The sequence below is a fragment of the Arthrobacter sp. P1_D12 genome (genome assembly GCF_056406175.1).
In genome coordinates this window covers 78444-96320 of record NZ_JBFUAR010000010.1, presented here as the reverse complement: position 1 = coordinate 96320, position 17877 = coordinate 78444, and the positions used below count along the sequence as shown (strand labels likewise).

General features: G+C 60.8%; 7 protein-coding genes and 2 pseudogenes. 6 read left to right on the top strand and 3 right to left on the bottom strand.

Translation table 11 applies throughout. The features are described 5' to 3' along the window. Positions 1 to 49 precede the first annotated feature (49 nt). From AC1DZV_RS09630 to AC1DZV_RS09615, 4 genes are all read left to right on the top strand, one after another. The gene (locus tag AC1DZV_RS09630) at positions 50 to 1903 is read left to right on the top strand and encodes a glycosyltransferase family protein (protein WP_476951181.1); all 1854 of its coding nucleotides are present in this window, start codon (positions 50 to 52) and stop codon (positions 1901 to 1903) included. Then, positions 1884 to 3164, top strand: coding sequence for a UDP-N-acetyl-D-mannosamine dehydrogenase (wecC, locus tag AC1DZV_RS09625; protein ID WP_476951182.1), 1281 nt, complete (start codon positions 1884 to 1886; stop codon positions 3162 to 3164). The genes AC1DZV_RS09630 and wecC overlap by 20 nt, the downstream gene beginning before the upstream one ends. 188 nt (positions 3165 to 3352) lie before the next feature. Beyond that, complete coding sequence (locus tag AC1DZV_RS09620) at positions 3353 to 6415, top strand: bifunctional glycosyltransferase/CDP-glycerol:glycerophosphate glycerophosphotransferase (protein WP_476953554.1); 3063 nt, start codon at positions 3353 to 3355, stop codon at positions 6413 to 6415. Positions 6416 to 6509: 94 nt separating this feature from the next. Next, on the top strand, positions 6510 to 10370 hold the full coding sequence (locus AC1DZV_RS09615; protein WP_476953553.1) for a CDP-glycerol glycerophosphotransferase family protein: 3861 nt from the start codon (positions 6510 to 6512) through the stop codon (positions 10368 to 10370). 82 nt (positions 10371 to 10452) lie between these two features. On the opposite strand, the gene AC1DZV_RS09610 is transcribed toward AC1DZV_RS09615, so the two are convergent. Continuing rightward, a complete protein-coding gene (locus tag AC1DZV_RS09610) occupies positions 10453 to 12825 on the bottom strand; it encodes a CDP-glycerol glycerophosphotransferase family protein (protein ID WP_476953552.1) in 2373 nt (790 codons plus the stop codon). A 329-nt stretch (positions 12826 to 13154) separates the two neighbouring features. On the opposite strand from AC1DZV_RS09610, the pseudogene AC1DZV_RS09605 reads away from it, so the two are divergent. Both AC1DZV_RS09605 and istB read left to right on the top strand, forming a co-directional pair. Next, a pseudogene (locus tag AC1DZV_RS09605) lies at positions 13155 to 13436 on the top strand (IS21 family transposase); the annotation flags it as partial. A gap of 18 nt (positions 13437 to 13454) precedes the next feature. Next, a pseudogene (istB, locus tag AC1DZV_RS09600) lies at positions 13455 to 14248 on the top strand (IS21-like element helper ATPase IstB). A 28-nt stretch (positions 14249 to 14276) separates the two neighbouring features. On the opposite strand, the gene AC1DZV_RS09595 reads toward istB, so the two are convergent. Next, a complete protein-coding gene (locus AC1DZV_RS09595) occupies positions 14277 to 14732 on the bottom strand; it encodes an SRPBCC family protein (protein ID WP_476953551.1) in 456 nt (151 codons plus the stop codon). 175 nt (positions 14733 to 14907) lie between these two features. After that, positions 14908 to 17424 (bottom strand): discoidin domain-containing protein, encoded by a 2517-nt coding sequence (locus AC1DZV_RS09590; protein WP_476953550.1) that lies wholly within the window; start codon positions 17422 to 17424, stop codon positions 14908 to 14910. Positions 17425 to 17877 lie beyond the last annotated feature (453 nt).

The following is a 17877-nucleotide window of genomic DNA, read 5'->3' as shown; positions in this document are numbered from 1 at the left end:
GGGCCTCCGAGAGCTCCGGAAAGGCCTGTGGCATTTGCGCAGAGGCGGTTTGGCACAGTACAAGACCTGGCGGTCCCGTGAGCGGACCGAACAGGGCTTCGCCGCGCCCCGCAACGTTCAGGGCGTGGAAGCGGCCTGGACGGGGCGGGGGCGCAAACGCCGGCTCTCGCTGATTCCGGCCGCCCTCCCACAGCACCAACCGTCCCGGCCCGACGTCCGGGCCGCAGTGATCCTGGACGACTTTTCCGCCTTGGCCTTCGGCTACGAGTGGGCCACCAGCGCCGTGCACCCCCACACCTGGCGCAGCGTCCTGGCGTCCGGAGCCGTTGACCTCCTGTTTGTCGAGTCGGCCTGGGCCGGTAACGGTGGGCTGTGGCGTGGCAAGCTGACCGGCCCCAACGGACCCAGTGACGAGTTCCGGGAGCTGGTCCAGTGGTGCCGGGAGCAAGGAATCCCCACGGTTTTCTGGAACAAGGAAGACCCGCCGCATTACGAGGATTTCCTGCCCGCTGCCCGGCTCTTTGACCACGTCTTCACCTCTGATGCGGGCCGCATAGCCCAGTACACCGTTGATCTCGGGCATGAAAGTGTGGCGGTTCTTCCGTTTGCGGCTCAGCCCGCGATTCACAATCCCGTGCGTCCCGGGCATGGCCGGCACCAGCGTGATGTTGCCTTCGCGGGAATGTACTTTGCCCATAAGTATCCCGAACGCCGTGCCCAGATGGACTTTCTCCTGGGCGGCGCGTTGGACGCGTCCACCCGGATGCGGACGGGGCTGGAGATATTCTCGCGTCAGCTTGGCGGCAATCCCGAGTACCAGTTCCCAACGCCGCTGGACTCGCGCGTCGTCGGTTCGCTGACTTATGCCCAGACCCTATCCGCCTACAAGGCCTACAAGGTTTTCCTCAACGTAAATTCGGTTGTGGACTCGCCCAGCATGTGTGCCCGGCGCATCTTTGAAATCTCGGCATCCGGTACTCCGGTCATCACTGCGCCCAGCCAGGCCGTGGGAGCGTTCTTTACGGCTGCAGCCGTGCCCGTGGCCGCCAGCCGCAAGGACGCGGAGCACCTCACACGGGCTCTGGTTTCCAATCCGGAACTGAACGACCGCACGGCCCATTTGGCCCAGCGGACCATCTGGGCGCACCACACCTATGCCCACCGGGCCGCGACGGTGTTGGAGCACGCCCTGCCGGGAAATGCGACGACCGTTGCACAACCGTCCCTGTCGGTGCTGTTGCCGACCATCCGGCCCCAAAACCTGGAAAATGTTTTCCGGACCCTGGCCGGACAGCGCGGCGTAGAACCGGAACTGGTGCTGCTCACCCACGGCTTCCAGCTCTCCGCAGAACGCTTGGCGGAGCTGTCCGAAACGTCCGGGTTGCACAACGTCGTGCTCCTTGAGGCACCGCGGGACGTGTCACTGGGGGAATGCCTGAACCGGTGCGTCGCCGCGGCCAGCGGGCAGGTCCTGACAAAGATGGACGACGACGACCACTACGGCCCGCACTATCTGAGTGACCAGCTTCACGCCTTGGCCTACTCGGGGGCAGATGTCGTTGGGAAACAGGCCCATTACATGCACCTTGAGACGGCGAACGCCGCGATCCTGCGGTTCGCGGCCAGGGAACACCGGTTCACCGACTTCGTCATGGGGCCAACAATCATGGCCCGCAGGGAAGTCTTCACCGACCACCCCTTCCTGGACGTCACAGTCGGCGAGGACACGGGATTTCTGCGTGCTGCGCATGCCGCCGGTAGGATCATTTACTCGGCGGACCGCTTCAACTACTTCCAGGTCCGTACCGGTGACGGGCACACGTGGCAGGTGGAGGACGCAGAACTGCTGGCATCCGGAGACCTGAAATTCTATGGAAAGTTAAATGAACATGTTGACATCTAAGTCTGCAGAGACCGAGGCCCCCATCAGGACAGTCGCCGTCGTTGGACTGGGCTATATAGGGCTGCCCACGGCTGCCATCCTGGCCACCAACGGACTCGATGTGATCGGAGTCGACGTCAATCCCGGCACCGTGAAAGCCGTCAACAACGGCGACGTGCCCTTTGTGGAGCCTGATCTGGGTGTCCACGTTGCTGGCGCCGTCAGCCAGGGCCGGCTCCGGGCTCAGCTCGAAACCCCCGCCGCGGATGCCTACATTGTGGCTGTGCCCACCCCGTTCATGGCAGACAAGTCCGCCGACATGTCCTACATTGCCGCTGCTGCCCGCGCTATCGCCCCGAAACTGGCTGGCGGCGAACTGGTGATCCTCGAGTCGACGTCCCCTCCCGGCAGCACGGCCCGGCTTGCCGAGCTGATCCTGGGACTGCGGCCGGACCTCAGCCTGGACGGCAACGACGGCAAGCCGAAACTGCTCATGGCACACTGCCCTGAAAGGGTGCTGCCAGGCCGGATCATGATTGAATTGGTCACCAACGACCGCGTGGTGGGCGGCCTTACCTCTGAGGCTGCAGAGGCTGCCGCCGCGCTATATGCGGTGTTCTGCCAAGGCGAAATCCATCTAACCGACGCCGCCACGGCCGAGATGTCCAAGCTCGTCGAGAACGCCTACCGGGACGTCAACATAGCCTTTGCGAACGAGCTGTCAGTTATCAGCGACAACCTCGATATCGATGTGTGGGAGCTCATCCGCTTGGCAAACCATCATCCCCGCGTCAACATCCTTCAGCCGGGCCCTGGGGTAGGCGGCCACTGCATCGCCGTGGATCCGTGGTTCATCGTTGCTGCCGATCCCGAAAATTCCACCCTGATCCGGACCGCCCGCGAAGTCAATGACGGCAAGCCCGGCTACATTGTGGAACAGGTCCAAAAGGCGGTCAGGGACATCAGCAGCCCGACGATTGCCTGTCTGGGCCTGGCCTTTAAGGCAAATATCGACGACGTCCGTGAGTCCCCAGCCGTGGAGATCGTCCGACGTGTGGCCGTGCAACATCCGGATGCCGAGATTCTCGTCGCGGCACCGCACAAGGATCATCTGCCCCAGGTGCTGGCCGTGCTTCCCAACGTCCGTCACGTGGAGACGGACAAGGCCATCGAGGCTGCCCAGGTGGTGGTGCTTCTGGTGGATCACGACAAATTCCGCGAAGTGGAGCCGGCCAGCCTTGAAGGCAAGCAAATCATCGACACCCGCGGTTTTTGGCGCTGAGCGATGAAGATAGGCGACGGACTGCGATGAATTCCTCTGGCATGGGAGGATCGCTCCGATTCCAGCAGACTCGCCGGTTTCGACGCGTAATAGCCCGCCTCACCGGGGCAATGCATCCGGCTGACAAGTCGCGGCTTCACCGTCTGGTCAGGGGCCGTCACAAGCGTCTGGGGCGGCTGTCAGTGATAGTGCCCGTATTCAATGTCGAGCCCTACCTGGCCGACTGCCTTGCAAGCATCGTCGCGCAAAGCTACACGCACCTGGAGATCATCGTCATCGATGATGGCTCCACAGATGGTTCACGGGCAATTGCCGAGGATTTCGCCCGCCGCGACCGAAGGATCCACATTCTTGATGTTGTCCACGGTGGAAACGGCCGCGCCCGAAACGCGGGCCTCGAAAAAGCTACTGGCAGGTTCATCACCTTTGCAGATTCCGACGACCTGGTGGCCCCTGGCGCTTATGGGGCCATGATCGCGAAGCTGCACGAGACGTCGTCCCAGTTTGTCGTGGGCTCCTCCGACCGGCTGCTGGGACGAAAGCGATCACGAGTGACGATGATGGACAAGCTCCACGCCCTCCCTCGGGATGCAATCAGCCTGTCTGACTACCCCGACATCCTGTCGGACGTCTTCCTGTGGAACAAGATGTTTCGCAAGGATTTTTGGGATTCGGCAGTCGGGCCGATTCCGGAGGATGTCCTGTACGAGGATCAGGAAACCTCGGCCCGGGCCTACGCGCGGGCCCGGACATTCGACATCATCCCGGACACCGTCTACCACTGGAGGATCCGTCACGACGGATCCTCCATTACCCAGAACAAGCACTCCATTGGGGACCTGGAAGACCGCCTCTGCGTTGTGGATTCCGTCAGCCAGCTGCTGGTGGCCGAAAGCGGACCGGATGCCCTCCTAGCATGGTTTACGAGAGTTCTCGGATCGGACCTCGTGCCTTACTTCGAACAGGTGCCGTACGCCGGTGACGACTACTGGAACGCACTTCACGCTGGCCTGGCAAAAATACTGTCGTCTGTGCGGAGCCTGGAGAGCGAACTTTCTGCGGCCGTGCTGAAGAACATCGGGCCGCACGAGCAAATCCTGTGCAGCCTGGCAGCGCAAGGAGCCCGCGATGACTTCGAAATGGTACTTATATATCGGTTCGAAAACGGCACCGGGTTCGAGACCCACATTCGCAACAATCGATTTCTTGCTCGGCTTGAATACCTCCCCTCGCTGACCACGGCCGACTCCGACGAGCTGCTGGAATTCCCCTCGGCAGCGTTGACGCCGGATTCGCACGTCCGCGGCGTGGGGTGGGCAAAGGACGGCGCCGTCATGTTGGGCGGGCACTTCTATCTGTCGGGACTCGATTCGGCAATTTACCCCGGCGAGATCAGCGTCTTGATTACGGACGGCGCCGGGAAGCTCCGGGACGTGGGGGTCGACCGCGTGCAGGATCCGCACCTGGACGTGCTTGCCGGCGATCCGCATGCCAGCCACACGGGAGCGGCTTTCACTTGTCGCGTCGGTGCCGAGCTCATCGGCGAAGTCGTCACGGCACCCATCGAAGTTGTCGTCAGGTTGGCTGTTGCCCAGGAAGTCTTTGAACGCCGGCACATCGTGAGTCCTCCGCTCCGGGACACCAAAGACGTTGTCAGCGGCCCCTCCCTGCGGCAACCCGTGGTCACTGACGTCACCTTTGATGAAGAGCGGGACGAGTTCAGTGTCTGCGTCCGGGTCCCGCGTCCAGTGGCGTCCGGGTTGGCGACGTTTGACGTCGCCCTGGTAACGGCACGGAATACAGTGCGTCCGACGTCAGTGGAGGACCGCCGCCCGGACGCCCGGGTGTTTACATTCTCCCTGAAACAGGCCACATGGGGCAGGGAGACCGCTGCGCCAATCTCCGGCGCCTACACGCTGCGTTTTGTAAGTGGGGGAGACAGCCTCAATCAGTCGTCCCTGCCGGTCAAGACCGATGATCGATGGACGGGCGTTCTTCCCCTGGAACACGGCTTTGCGCACGCCACGGTCAGAGTGTTTCAAACCGCATCCGGAGCCTGTGCCGTGGGGATCGCACCGCCGCTAAAACTCTGGGAGCGCGGGAAATACAACCAACGGCGGCTCCGCGATGAGTACGCCATGAGGACAGGCCCCGACACACTCACTGACGCCGTCTTCTTCGAGAGCTTCGCTGGTAAGAGCTGCACCGACAGTCCACGCGCCATCTCGGACGCACTGCATGCAAAGTCCGCCAACGTGCCCATTTACTGGTCTATCAACGATTTTTCCGTGGAGTATCCCGAGTACGCGGTCCCGGTTCTCCGTGGCTCCCGCGATTGGTTCGTCAGGCTCAAGACCTCCAGGATACTTGTCAATAACAACAACTTCCCGTCGTTCTTCAGGAAATCCGAAGGGCAGCGGTACGTGCAGACCTGGCACGGCACACCGCTGAAAAAGCTGGCTCGGCACGCTCCCAGCCGGTATCTCTCGGCCTCCTATCGAATGCTCATGGAACGGGAAGCCAGGACGTGGGACGTCCTGCTCGCACAAAACGGGTTTGCGGCCGACGTCCTACCCGAGGCCTTTGGGTACGGGGGAGAGGTCCTGACGCTCGGCTACCCACGCAACGATGCTCTGGCTGCGCCGGACTCGGAACGCCGGTCCGAACGAGTCCGGCAGGATCTGGGGATAACTCCAGAGCAAATAGCGGTTCTCTATGCCCCTACGTGGCGCGACAATGCCAAAGATGGATCAGAGCACCATACCCTGGTGGCCCATTTGGATTTCGCCAGGGCATTGTCGAACCTCGGCTCAAACTACGTGTTCCTCATTCGTGGGCACCACAATGTCGTCGCCGCCTCGTCCACCCAAGTTGGCTCCAACCTGATCGACGTTTCGATGTATCCGGAAATCAACGATCTGATCCTGGCTTCGGACCTGCTCGTGACAGACTATTCGTCGATTTCTTTCGACTATTGCGTGACCGACAAGCCACTGTATTTCCTGGTGCCCGATCTCAGTCAGTACCGGGATGAGATTCGCGGATTTTACCTGAACTGGGAGGCAATGGCTCCAGGCCCGTTATGTTCAGACACAGACCAACTCTGTGAAGCTATCGCGTCAGGTATGCCATCTGATGACGCCGCATACCGGCACTTCAAGGCGACTTACGCGGCACAGGATGACGGCGGAGCCGCCGGCAGGGTTGTGGGCAAAATTTGGCCCGCTATAACTGGGGCCTTTCAAGGGTGAACCGTGGGTCTGCCCTGTTGGCACCGTAAGCTTTAGGGATGGACAGGGCCGGCAGCGCGTCTGCTCGGCGGTTCTTTTAACATGGAGGATATTGATGATTGGTTGGCAAATCGGCTACTGGGGCGGCCGCGAGCTCGAAAAGCGCGGCAACTGGAAATCGGCCGCCTCCGTCTATCAGAGGCTCTGGGACCAGGGGGAATCTACCAACGCCAAGGTCGCCTTCAAGCTCGGTCACGCTTACTTCCGGCTGGAAAACTTGGACCTTGCCCATGAGTATGTCTCCAGTGCCGTTAAGCTGGATCCAAAAAACGCCGCTTGGCACTACCGCCTCGGGTTTATCCAGGAACGTCTGAAATTGTGGACAGAGGCGCTGCACTCCTACACTTCGGCTACCGGACTGGACCCTCACCGGGCCGAGTGGTTCTACCGGAAAGCCCAGTGTGAACAGTCATTGGGCGAAAAGGTTGCAGCGCAGGAATCCCTGCGCTCGGCTATTCATCTCGACCCGCGCAATGCCAAATTCCATAAGGGTTTGGGAAAACTGCTAGGCAAAGGTGCTGCCCGGTGGCAGGAGATCGAGGCGCTGGAGGACGGCCTGGCGCTCCACCGGCAAGACGCGGATTGGCTGATCAAGCTTGCCCAAGCCTACTTTGAAATGGAACGCTTCTCAGAGGCGGCCGAACTCTTCGAGCTCGCACTGCAATTGCGGCCTGATGATGCGCGGCTGTTGTTTAGTACCGGCCGCGCGCACGCAGACGGGGCTGACCGCGCCGCTGCGCAAGAATGGTTCAGCCGCGCGGTGGCGGCTGATCGCGAACTCAATGCGGCACGATTCGGGCATGGAGTCTTCTTTGAAGACCTAAAGGACTGGAACAGTGCTGCCGGCGCGTATCTGGAACAGCTTAAGTACCGGCCGTTGGATTCGGAACTGCATTACCGTCATGGATTTGCCTGCGACCGGGGCTACAAATGGTCCGACGCGGAATCTTCGTACCAGGCTGCGGTAGCCTTGAAACCGGATGAAGCCTATTGGCATTACCGGCTCGGATTCGTCCAGGAGCGCCAGCAGGATCTGCAAGCGGCAGCGGAATCGTACGGGGCCGCAATCCAAGCAAGTGAAACTCAAAAGCCTTATTGGCTATTTCGGCGGGCTTATGTTCTCCACGAAGCGGGCCGCTTCCAGGAAGCCATTGAATCTTATATCGCGGCGGCGAAGCTGACGCCACTCGATCAAATATTCGACGATTCAATTGAGTCGCAAGCCACAGAGGTGAAGGACCGGCTTCAACGACTCGTGAGGCAACTCGCCAGCTCTATAAGAACCAAGCTGGACGCAAATTCGTTTTTTGACGTGGGCATGGATGCCGAAAAACTCGGGGACTGGCGGGGTGCAGCTGAGCTCTATCACCAGGCTGTGCTTCGCAGCAATGACCACAAACCTGCTTGGTATAACCGGCTGGGCCACGCCCTCGCGAAGGCAGGCGACGCCGAGGAGGCCTGTGACGCCTTCCGAATGAGTCGGATATTCGCGCGACCGTATGGAGTAAATGAGCAGGGGTATTCCAAGACTGCCGCGGTTAAGACCGTTATTGAATACGTCGAGTATTACGAGACACGGCCTGTAGCCAAGAATACAATTCTCTACGAGAGCAACCTGGGCGGGTCCATCGATTGCAATCCTCTGTCTATATTTGAAAAAATTATTGATGATCCGAAATATTCCGACTTCACGCATATCTGGACCGTCGCAGATCGGGACGTCTCATTGCCCGCCAGCATCCTCGGACGCGAAAATGTTCGCATTGTGGTCAAGCAGTCTGATTTGTATCTGCGGTACTTGGCCACGGCCGAGTATCTCATCAACAACTCAACCTTTCCGTCTTACTTCATCCGCAAAGACGGCCAGTCATATTTGAATACCTGGCACGGCACGCCTTTGAAGAAAATGGGAACCGACGTGGAGGGGGCTGCCCTCGAGCATGCCAACGTCACCCGCAATCTGCTTCAGGCCACACATCTTCTCAGTTCGAACGAACACACGACAGATGTGCTCACCCGGGCATTCGGCGTGGATCAGCTCTTCAGCGGTCGCGTGGCGCTCACCGGATATCCCCGTATCGACAAAACGGTACGATCTTCTGCTGCCAGCCGCGAGGCAGTTTCCCGCGAGCTTGGGATAGATCCCAAGGATCCCAAGCCAATTGTTCTGTACGCCCCCACTTGGCGGGGCAGCATGGACGCAAAGGTTCTCGACGCGGAGGCAATGACTCGGGACATCGAGGCACTCGCTTCGGCCAAGGACTTCCACCTGGTGGTGCGTGCCCACCACTACACCGAGGACCTCCTGATCGGCGGTGAACAGCCGATCGCCGTTGTACCGCGGAATCTCACCACAAATGATCTGCTGTCCGTTGTTGACGTGCTGGTTACCGACTACTCGAGCGTCGTTTTCGACTACATGTCCACTGGGCGCCCCGTGGTGTTCTATGTCCCGGACCTCGACGAGTATTCGGCGGAACGGGGACTCTACTTTGATATGGGCAGCCTCCCCGGTGCAGTGTGCCGCACGGTCGAACAAGTTTTGGCTGGCGTGCGGAACGGACTAGCCTCCGAACAGGTCCATCCCACGTATGCGGCGAACCAAAAACGCTTCACGCCGGCCGAGGACGGAAATGCTGCAGCGAGGGCAGTCGCCTTCTTCTTTGAGGGGGACACCAGCCACGATGTCTTGCTGCCGAAGAAGGAAAGTTCCCTGCTTTTCAGGCACGGCATGAACCCGAATGGCATGACGGCTTCCTTGCTGAACCTGCTTCAGGCGCTGGACCCGGAACACCATGCCTTGACGTTGCTCATTGATGCGGCGGGGGTCTCTAACGATCCCCAGCGGCATGCCGCTTTCACGTCACTTCCCGGTAACGTCCGCACGGTTGGCAGGGTGGGTCGCCACGTCGCTTCCGTGGAGGAGCGGTGGATAATTTCAACCTTCAAAAGGTTGAACAGCTTTTCAACAGAAGAGCAAAAGCAGCTATATTTCCAGGCGTACAGCCGCGAATTCCGTCGGCTGTTCGGCAAGTCTGCCTTCGATGCCCTCGTGGAATTTGACGGTTACTCACCCTTTATGGCCTCGATCCTGCTCGGCGGCCGCCACGGAACGAACAAGAGTGAGATCTTCCTGCACAACGACATGCTGGCCGAGTCCAGTTCCAAGTATCCGTACTTGCGTGAAATGTTTGCCCTTTACCGCGAGTTTGACGGAGTGGTTTCCGTTTCGAAGGCGCTCAGCGACGTCAACGCCACAAAGTTGTCGGACAGCTTCGGTATCCCGAACGAGAAATTTGGCTATACGCCCAACGTCGTGATCCCGGAGCGGATCCTCGCCCGGGCCGCCGAACCTGTGGACTCCGCCCTGGCTGATTGGCTGTCGGGCCCTGGCAAGGTCTTCACGATAAGTGCGCGCCTCTCCCCGGAAAAGGACCACGCCAAGCTGCTGCGGGCCTTCAAGCAAATCGTTGACGAGTCACCGGATACGCGCCTCATCATGATCGGTGATGGGGTACTGGCCGGGGAGTTGCGGAGATTGTCCAGCGAGCTTGGCCTGGAGGGCTCCGTCCTATTTGCCGGAATGCAGGACAATCCATTCGCCATCTTGCGAAGAAGCGACTGTTTCATCCTCTCGTCTAACCATGAGGGTCAGCCTATGGTCCTCTTGGAAGCCATGGTTCTCGGCATGCCGATCGTCGCGACAGACATTGACGGTTCACGAGGCGTCCTCGCAGGTCCGGACGGGGAACACGGACTGCTGGTGGCGAACACGGTGGGAGGCCTCGTCGAAGGCATGCGCGCCTACCTGGCAGGGGAGGTACCTCAAGCCCAATTCGATGCAGACCAGTACGTCGCCGGCGCCATAGCCAAGTTCGAGAGCATCGTCGGAGCGGATGTTGCACTGACCCGATGACATCGAGCCGATGACAAAAGAGCGGCTAACGGATGGCGATCCGTTAGCCGCTCTTTTTGTGCGGACAACTGCCTTGACGGCCTCAGCCCTTTGCGGGGGTGTCTCGAAGTTCGAGGATGCGGGAAAATACCGCCACGGAGGACTTGGGATTGTCCCAGGGATTGAATTCTTTGCGCCAGGCTGCGTAGGCCTCGTGGTACAGCTTGTCGGACTCAGGGAGATCCTGCAGGGCCGCAATCACTTCTTCGCGGGTGTGGCAGAGGGGACCGGGGGCTTTGTCCGCCAAGTCGAAGTACACTCCCCGGCCCGATCCTGTGTATTCGTCCCAGTCCGGAACATAGAAAATTATCGGTTTCCCAGTGACAGTGAAGTCGAACATGATGGATGAATAGTCGGTCACTAGGACGTCGGCAGCTGCCATGAGACCGGAAGGGTCATTAAACGAAGTGACATCGATGACGCCCGCGGCATCAACGTTCTGGCCTCTCCGCAGGCTGACTGAATGACCGCGTAGCAGGACTGTGAAGTCCGGACCCAGCGCCTCGGCCATGGCGCCCGCCTGGATGAGGTCAGGCGTGCCGGCACTGTCTTCCCTCCATGTCGGTGCATAGAGGACGACTCTATTACCGGCGGGGATATTCAGTGACTCACGGACTTGACGACCGAGGTCGTCACTTTCGAACAGCGCGTCGTTGCGCGGATAGCCCGACTCGATGATTTCGCCGGCGTAGGCGTACGCCTGCCGAAAGACCTCCGTGCTGTGGGGGTTTTGGGAAATCAGCAGGCTCCAGTCGTTGGCTTCCCGCTCGATTTTGGATACTCGACCCGCTTTTTCCCTGGAGCCTGGCCGGTCCAGGCCAAGGAGTTTCAACGGAGTCCCGTGCCACGTTTGCACAAGGATCTGTTCCGGGTGCCGCTCAAACCGATCCGGCACCCAGCAGTTCGTGATGACAAATTTGGATTCGGCAAGCGCCATCCATGATTTGCGGCTGTTCCGTACTACCGGTATGGCGCCCTCGGGCAGTGCCACGGACAGATCTGCCACACCGACGTAAAGTTTCGCGTCGGGAAGCCGCCGACTGGCCTCCTTGAAGAGAGCCAGGGGACTATCGGAGAAGTTCTTTCCGAACCAGCTTTCAAAGTAAAAGCTGTCCTCCCTAAGATCGGATACTTTTTTGGTTGCAACTCTTATTTTCCGCTGGTTGAATGCACCCAACTCTTCGGGCAAGAGCGGCGGACTAACATTCACGTAAACTTCGTTGGCAGGAGAACGCTCCAAACGAATGTTGAGGCTGTCAGAATAGGCGGCCTTGTACAGCCCGGCGGTAAGCGACTTCGCCGGGCGTAAACGCTCGTAAGACTCGTCCTCGAAGTGGACAGACACCCGGTACCCCCCCGAGGGGACGGGAGCGGTGCCGGATTCCGCCGGCCTGACAAGCGGAACCGAAAAGATAAAACGACCGGCCTTGTTGGTAACGAGTACTCCCGGAACGCCGGTTCGTTGCCCGTCGAGGGAGAGTGCTACAGGCCTCGACTCGTCGCCCGCGTACGATCCCGAAACCGTGAGGTGCGGGCTGGGAAGGGGATAAAAATCGATGGCGGACGCCTCGATATTGTGCCGGTAGCGGTCAAACCTCAGGACGCCGCTCGGACCGGTAGTTAGAACGAATCCATCCTCCCGCGGACTCGCCTGCGCGGGGATGTGGTCCGAATGCGCGAGCCTGCGTTTATCGTCCTGCTGGAGATAGACTCGCCAACTTTCCTGGGTTTCCGCCGCAAACTCCGGCAGATCCGCGATGTTGAAAGCGACTTCAACCCAGCTTCCCTCCCGGTTGAAGAATGACGGCTGAGCCTCACGCTCTGAATCATCTTTCAGCACGGCGAGATCCGGGGTGAAGAGTCCGCTGCTTTTGACCCAGAGTCGAAGTTCGTCTCCGACAAATGAGACTGCATGGGCGACAGCAATACGTTCCACAACCTTGAATTGCAGTCCGTTTGCGGTCCAACTTGGGACGACCTGTACGCCATTTTCGAAGCTGCAAGCCTCCAGCGCGCCGGCCGATCCCCACCTGTAACGATCAGTAAATTTCGATTCGTGGCTCTGACGACCATCAGATATGGCCATGTGAGCCGTCAGCACGCTTCCTCGCGCAGAAGCGGCGGCAAGATGGCAGTCGAAGTCGAATACTGCCTCAAAGGCACAAGTTGAAACATCAACTGAAGTATTGGAGCTCCCTTCGTTGGCGGCAGGCTCCGTGTATCGGCGCACTAATGCATCCGTGCGACGTCCTTCCTCGTCCTGAAGCCAGAGCTCAATGTCCACGCTCGCAGACTTCGATGTTTCCGGCAGCAGGTAGGCCCAAAATCTAACCGTGAACGTCCGGGCGCCTGTCCATTTGGCGGCGCGAAGCTCGGCCCTCGAGGGAAGGACTTCCTTCGTTGTTTCCTTGTTCATCTTAAGAAGATTCGCCTTTGATTAGGTTCTATGGGTGTTCGACTCTGAATTCTATCGTGGATCGTTTTTCGGCAGAGTCGAGGGACGCGTTGGCGTAATCAGAGGGTCTCCGCTGTAATCTCAGCAGCAGATGGCACTTCAGAGAGGCACAGTGCGGCTCCCAGCGTGTGCCAGTGATCGGCTAAGGCGCTGTTCTGCGGCATCAGCCAACCGGCTGAGGCGGACTGTCGTCTGAATATGGCAGTTTGATTCAGGACCGGTGTGACGGCTTGAACCAGGACCACCCCCTACTCGCCGGTTGCTTGCGACGGTTTGAGTCAGGACCACCAGCGGCCGATCTGTCGTATTCGACGGTGCGAGACTACGTGCGGGTCCGACGGCCGCAGATCGATGTCGAGGCCGGCCGCCGGGTGGAAGCGTTTGTCCCGCAGGAACACGCGCCGGGCGCGGATGCCGAGGCGGACTTCGGTGAAGTCTGGGGCACCCTGAATGGGGTGAAGACCAAGTGCCATATGTTCGTTTTGCGGCTCTCGCACTCCGGCAAAGCGATCCACCGGATCTACCCAACGCAGGCTCAGGAGGCTTTCCTGGAAGGTCACATCGAGGCGTTCAACGAGACGTCCGAGGTCGTGGTGTTCCTCACCCCGACCCTGCGCCGGCGGCGCGGCCTGACCGAAAAGGCCGCTGGCGCGGCCGTGGACCAGGCCTGCCGTCGACTGCGCACCGTCCGGGCGGTGCTCGATGAAGCGCTTACCGTTGCGGGGAAGGAACAACTGAGCTACCAGGGGTTCCTGGCCGAGTTGCTGCTGGCCGAGTGTGATGGCCGGGACCGGCGCTCCTCCATCCGCCGCGTCAAAGCCGCCAACTTTTCCCGGGACAAATGGCTGGGGGACGATTTCGACGCGAACCCGAACATCAAACCCGCCACTTTTCAAAGCCTTGCGACCGGGGACTGGATCCGCAAAGGTGCACCACTGTGCCTCATCGGGGACTCCGGGACTGGAAAATCCCAAATGCTCATCGGCCTCGGCACCGCCGCGGCGGAGCAGGGGTACCGGGTGAAATACGCCCTGGCGACCTGGCCCGTGAACGAACTTGTAGAAGCCGCCGACGAAAAGATGCTGGCCAAAACCATCGCCCGCTACGGGCGCGTCGACCTGCTCTGCATCGACGAACTCGGCTATATGGAACTGGACCGCCGCGGCGCCGAACTCCTCTTCCAGGTCCTCACCGAACGCGAAGAGAAGAACTCCATCGCCACATCGTAAGCAACGAATCATTCTCCGGCTGGACAAAGACCTTCACCGACCCCAGGTTGTGCGCCGCAATCGTGGACAGGCTTACGTTCAATGGAGCCATCATCGAAACCGGGACAGACTCCCACCGACTCGCTCACACCATCGCCCAACAAACCGGAGGCTAGCCGGGTGTCGTTGGACTACTGATGCGAACTATCCGCGCGTGGGATCCTCGGTAAGGTGCCGATTCCGCCTCTCGATTAGCTTTTGGAGGTAACGGGCCAGCACCAGCCTCTCCACCTGACGCCCTATGGGCCCGAACGGTGCCGCGAACTCGATCCGATCAATCATCGTGGTGCCCGCCAGATCCTGACTGAACTCATGGACGTGCCGGAACCGCCGAAACGGACCTTTAACCTGCTCATCCACAAAATAGTTCGGGGACTCCATCTCGGTGATCCGGCTCGTCATATGGAGCGGAACGCCGAAGTGCCAAGCTCGCCACGTGACCTCCTCACCCAAAGAGATGAGCCCGGACGTGACGCCGGCAACCGCCTCTTCACGAGAGTGCGCCATCGAGTCCTTGTGGGCGTCGATACTCCGGGCACGGTCAAACAGTTCCGATTGGGGCGTGCCCGTCCGTGTCGTGCACTCAAAGTAAACGGCCATTGTCAGAGTATGGCAGTTCGTTCAGGGTCTGCTCGAACCGCGGAAGCCCTGGCCCACTGCGCCGTCGCCTCCTGATGTGGCAAGGTCCAGCACTCAGGCCAACAGGGTCGTGCGTGGTTTTGGATCAGGCCGTCTCAGTGATCCTGAAACACGTTGACATACTCAGTCGTCGTGATCAGCTGATCAAGATGGTCGAGGCGACGCTGGGGACCCCGTTGCCGTCCAATGCGAAGAGCATATACGTGCCGGGGACCAGCACGCCGCGATCCGCCGGCAACTTCAGCGTCGCGGTGTTCCCGGACACTGCCGTCGCGGTCACCGGGATCCGCCGCTGGTCGGTGTTCACCGTATGGGTTACAGTGCTCATCCGCATCAGGGAGAACTTGCTGATCGGCGTTTTAGTGGTGACTGAAATCGTGCTGCCGGCCGCGGCGGTAGCCGGTGCGGTCGCAATCGTCGGCCTGGTGCGGGCGCTGCCGTCGGCATTGAGCAGATAGGGCGGTGTGAAGATCTCTCCGTCCAGATGATTGGTGGTGCAGCCGTTGCACAGGCCGCCGCCGCCGACGAAAACCCGGCCGTCAGAAAGAAGCGTCGCCACGCTGTGGTAGGTCCGGGGAATGGCCATCGGGGCCAGCGTCGTCCACTTTCCAGTTGCCGGGTTCCAGATTTCCGGAGACATCCTGGCGTCGGTGTCGGTGAACACCACGGGATTGGGCTGGCCGCCGACCACGAACACCTGGCCGTCGGGTAATGCGACGCCGCTCGCGAACGACCGGGTGAATGCCATGTCCGCGGTCCGGGACACAGTGGCGGTCTTGTTGATGTCGATGGTGTAGGCCCGTGCCGTAGCTATGCCATTATCGTAGGCGGTTGCCCCGCCCACGGTCAGGATCTTTCCGATGTCGTACATCACGGCGTCGGCGTTCATCGCGTCAGGGCTGTCCGACCGCAGACCGGCCGAGGTGATGCTTCCATCGCCGCTAGTAGTGATCCAGTTCATCTGGCGGCTCGGCCCGGCTTGGAAAACCCGGCCACCCGAGGTGGCAAACAGCCAAGGGTGATTGTCGGAACGATACCCGCCCCGGGGATCGGCTGTCAGGATGCTGTCAACGGGTACATTCGGCAAAGTTCGCCAGCCGCCTGCAGCGGACCATATTTCGCCGTTCTTGCCGCCGATGCCGCCTGACCACGATCCCCCGATGGTGAACACCTCACCGGTGGAGGTGGTCACGTTGCTTTGGTAGCCGCGGGCGATCTTCATGTCCGGCCCCGAGGTCCAAGTGTTAGTCTTCGGGTTGTAAATGGTGGTCTTCGAGCTGTTGGCGCCGCCGCTGATCATGATCCTGCCGTCCGCCAGCATCGAGATCCCGGGGCAGAACATGTCGTGACCGGTGTTGACAACCGTGGCCGGGCTCACCACACCGGTGGTGAGGTCCAGGATGGATGTCTGCGTGTAGCCATTGCTGCCGCCGTAAGCGATAGGTGAATAGGCCGACCACGTCAGCAGCTTGTTGCCCGGCAGCACTGCAGCCGCGACCGGAACGAGCGGGAAGTTGATGGTCGGACCCCAGGAACCTCGCGACGGGCCGAGGAGATTGATCTCGGCGGCGCTGCTCCATGGACCGCGGTTGCCGGCCTCGGTGGTTGCGGTCAGCCGGACATAGCGGGCACCGACCGTGGGGAAGGTCACCGTCTTCTCCTCAATGGTGTCCGGCCACGTCCCGCTGGCTACCGCACGCCAGACGATACCGTCTGAGCTGACCCCGATCGAGTATTTGCCGATCCACCCGTTCTTGCCGTCAGAACGCGGGAGATAGCGGAGTCCCCCGATGCTTCGCGCCGCCTTCGTGTCGATCGTGATGGTGTGCGGCAGCGGTGCTGCGGGCGCCGGCGACCACCTGCTGTGCCAGATCGTCGTGGCACTGCCGTCCAGTACATTGCTGGCCCTGCCGTTGGCCCGGATGACCTCTTCGTCGCTGGCCGAAGCCGTCCAGCCGGTCCGGGGCAGAACACTGGTGGGAGTTACTGTCTGCCCGGCGAGCAGGTTGATCTCGGCGGCGCTGCTCCACGGACCGCGGTTGCCGGCCTCGGAAGTGGCAATCAGCCGGACATAGCGGGCGCTGACTGAAATGAAGCTCACCGTCTTCTCCGTGCCGCTATCCGGCAAGGTTCCGCGGGCCACCGGGGCGCTCCAAGTGGTCCCGTTGGTGCTGACCCGGATCTCGAAGCTGCCGACCCGTCCGTTCTTGCCGTCAGAACGCGGGAGATAGCGAAGCCCCCCGATGCTTCGCGCCGCCTTGGTGTCGATCGTGATGGTGTGCGGCAATGGCGTAGCCGGCGCCGGGTACCAGCGGCTGTGCCACATGGTGGTGGCGCTTCCGTCCAGCACGTTGCTGGCTTGGCCGTTCACGCGGGTGGTTTCCTCGTCGCTGGCCGAAGCGGTCCAGCCGGTCCGTGACAAGGGAAGCGGAGCGGCCTCCGTCGCGGCGGCCGGCAGCGCGGCATTGTGAATGTGAGGTCCGTCCACGCCCGACAAGCCGTCCAGAGTCGCCTCTGCCGCGGCCGGCGGCACCGCACTGTGAATGTGCGATCCGGTCGCCCCCGACGGCACGTGCAGAACGAGTGCCACAAGAGCCGTGATCAGCAATGATCCGATCAGAAGTAAGGACACCCGGCGTATGTCGGTACGCACCGCCAGCAGGATCGCAGGCCGCGGCAGACGGAACGACGCATGTATCACCGCCGGCGTTGCCGGCAGAATTTCAGAGTTGGGACCTGAATTTCTGCCGGAGTCTAAGGCCCGGTCGGAGGGCGGCCCCCAGAACCCGTGGCGGACGTTCCTGCCCTGCTTCCGGCCTGTCGCCGAACGTTCCATTTTAGCCCCCCTGCTGCAATTCCCCCTGGCAAGACAGACTGTAGGGAGGGCAGCATGGGAAAACCTTGGGCCTTAAACGTGGACAGGGCGCGGAGTGCAGCGATCTTCTCGACGCCCGATCACGTGGCCCTCATTCAGAGTCAGGCGGCAGCCGCCCCGATAGTCAATGAGGACCAACTGCGGATCGGTGGAGCGATGCCGAGGGCTCGCTGAGCGAGCAATGCGTCCTTGGGGCGTCCGCGCGTTTGCAGTCCGCCTCCTTGGGTCGCC

Bases quoted from the DNA above. Each gene is read 5' to 3' on its own strand.
- wecC (WP_476951182.1), top strand. From the start codon at position 1,884: ATGAACATGTTGACATCTAAGTCTGCAGAGACCGAGGCCCCCATCAGG.
- AC1DZV_RS09615 (WP_476953553.1), top strand. From the start codon at position 6,510: ATGATTGGTTGGCAAATCGGCTACTGGGGCGGCCGCGAGCTCGAAAAG.
- AC1DZV_RS09610 (WP_476953552.1), bottom strand. From the start codon at position 12,825: ATGAACAAGGAAACAACGAAGGAAGTCCTTCCCTCGAGGGCCGAGCTT.
- AC1DZV_RS09595 (WP_476953551.1), bottom strand. From the start codon at position 14,732: ATGGCCGTTTACTTTGAGTGCACGACACGGACGGGCACGCCCCAATCG.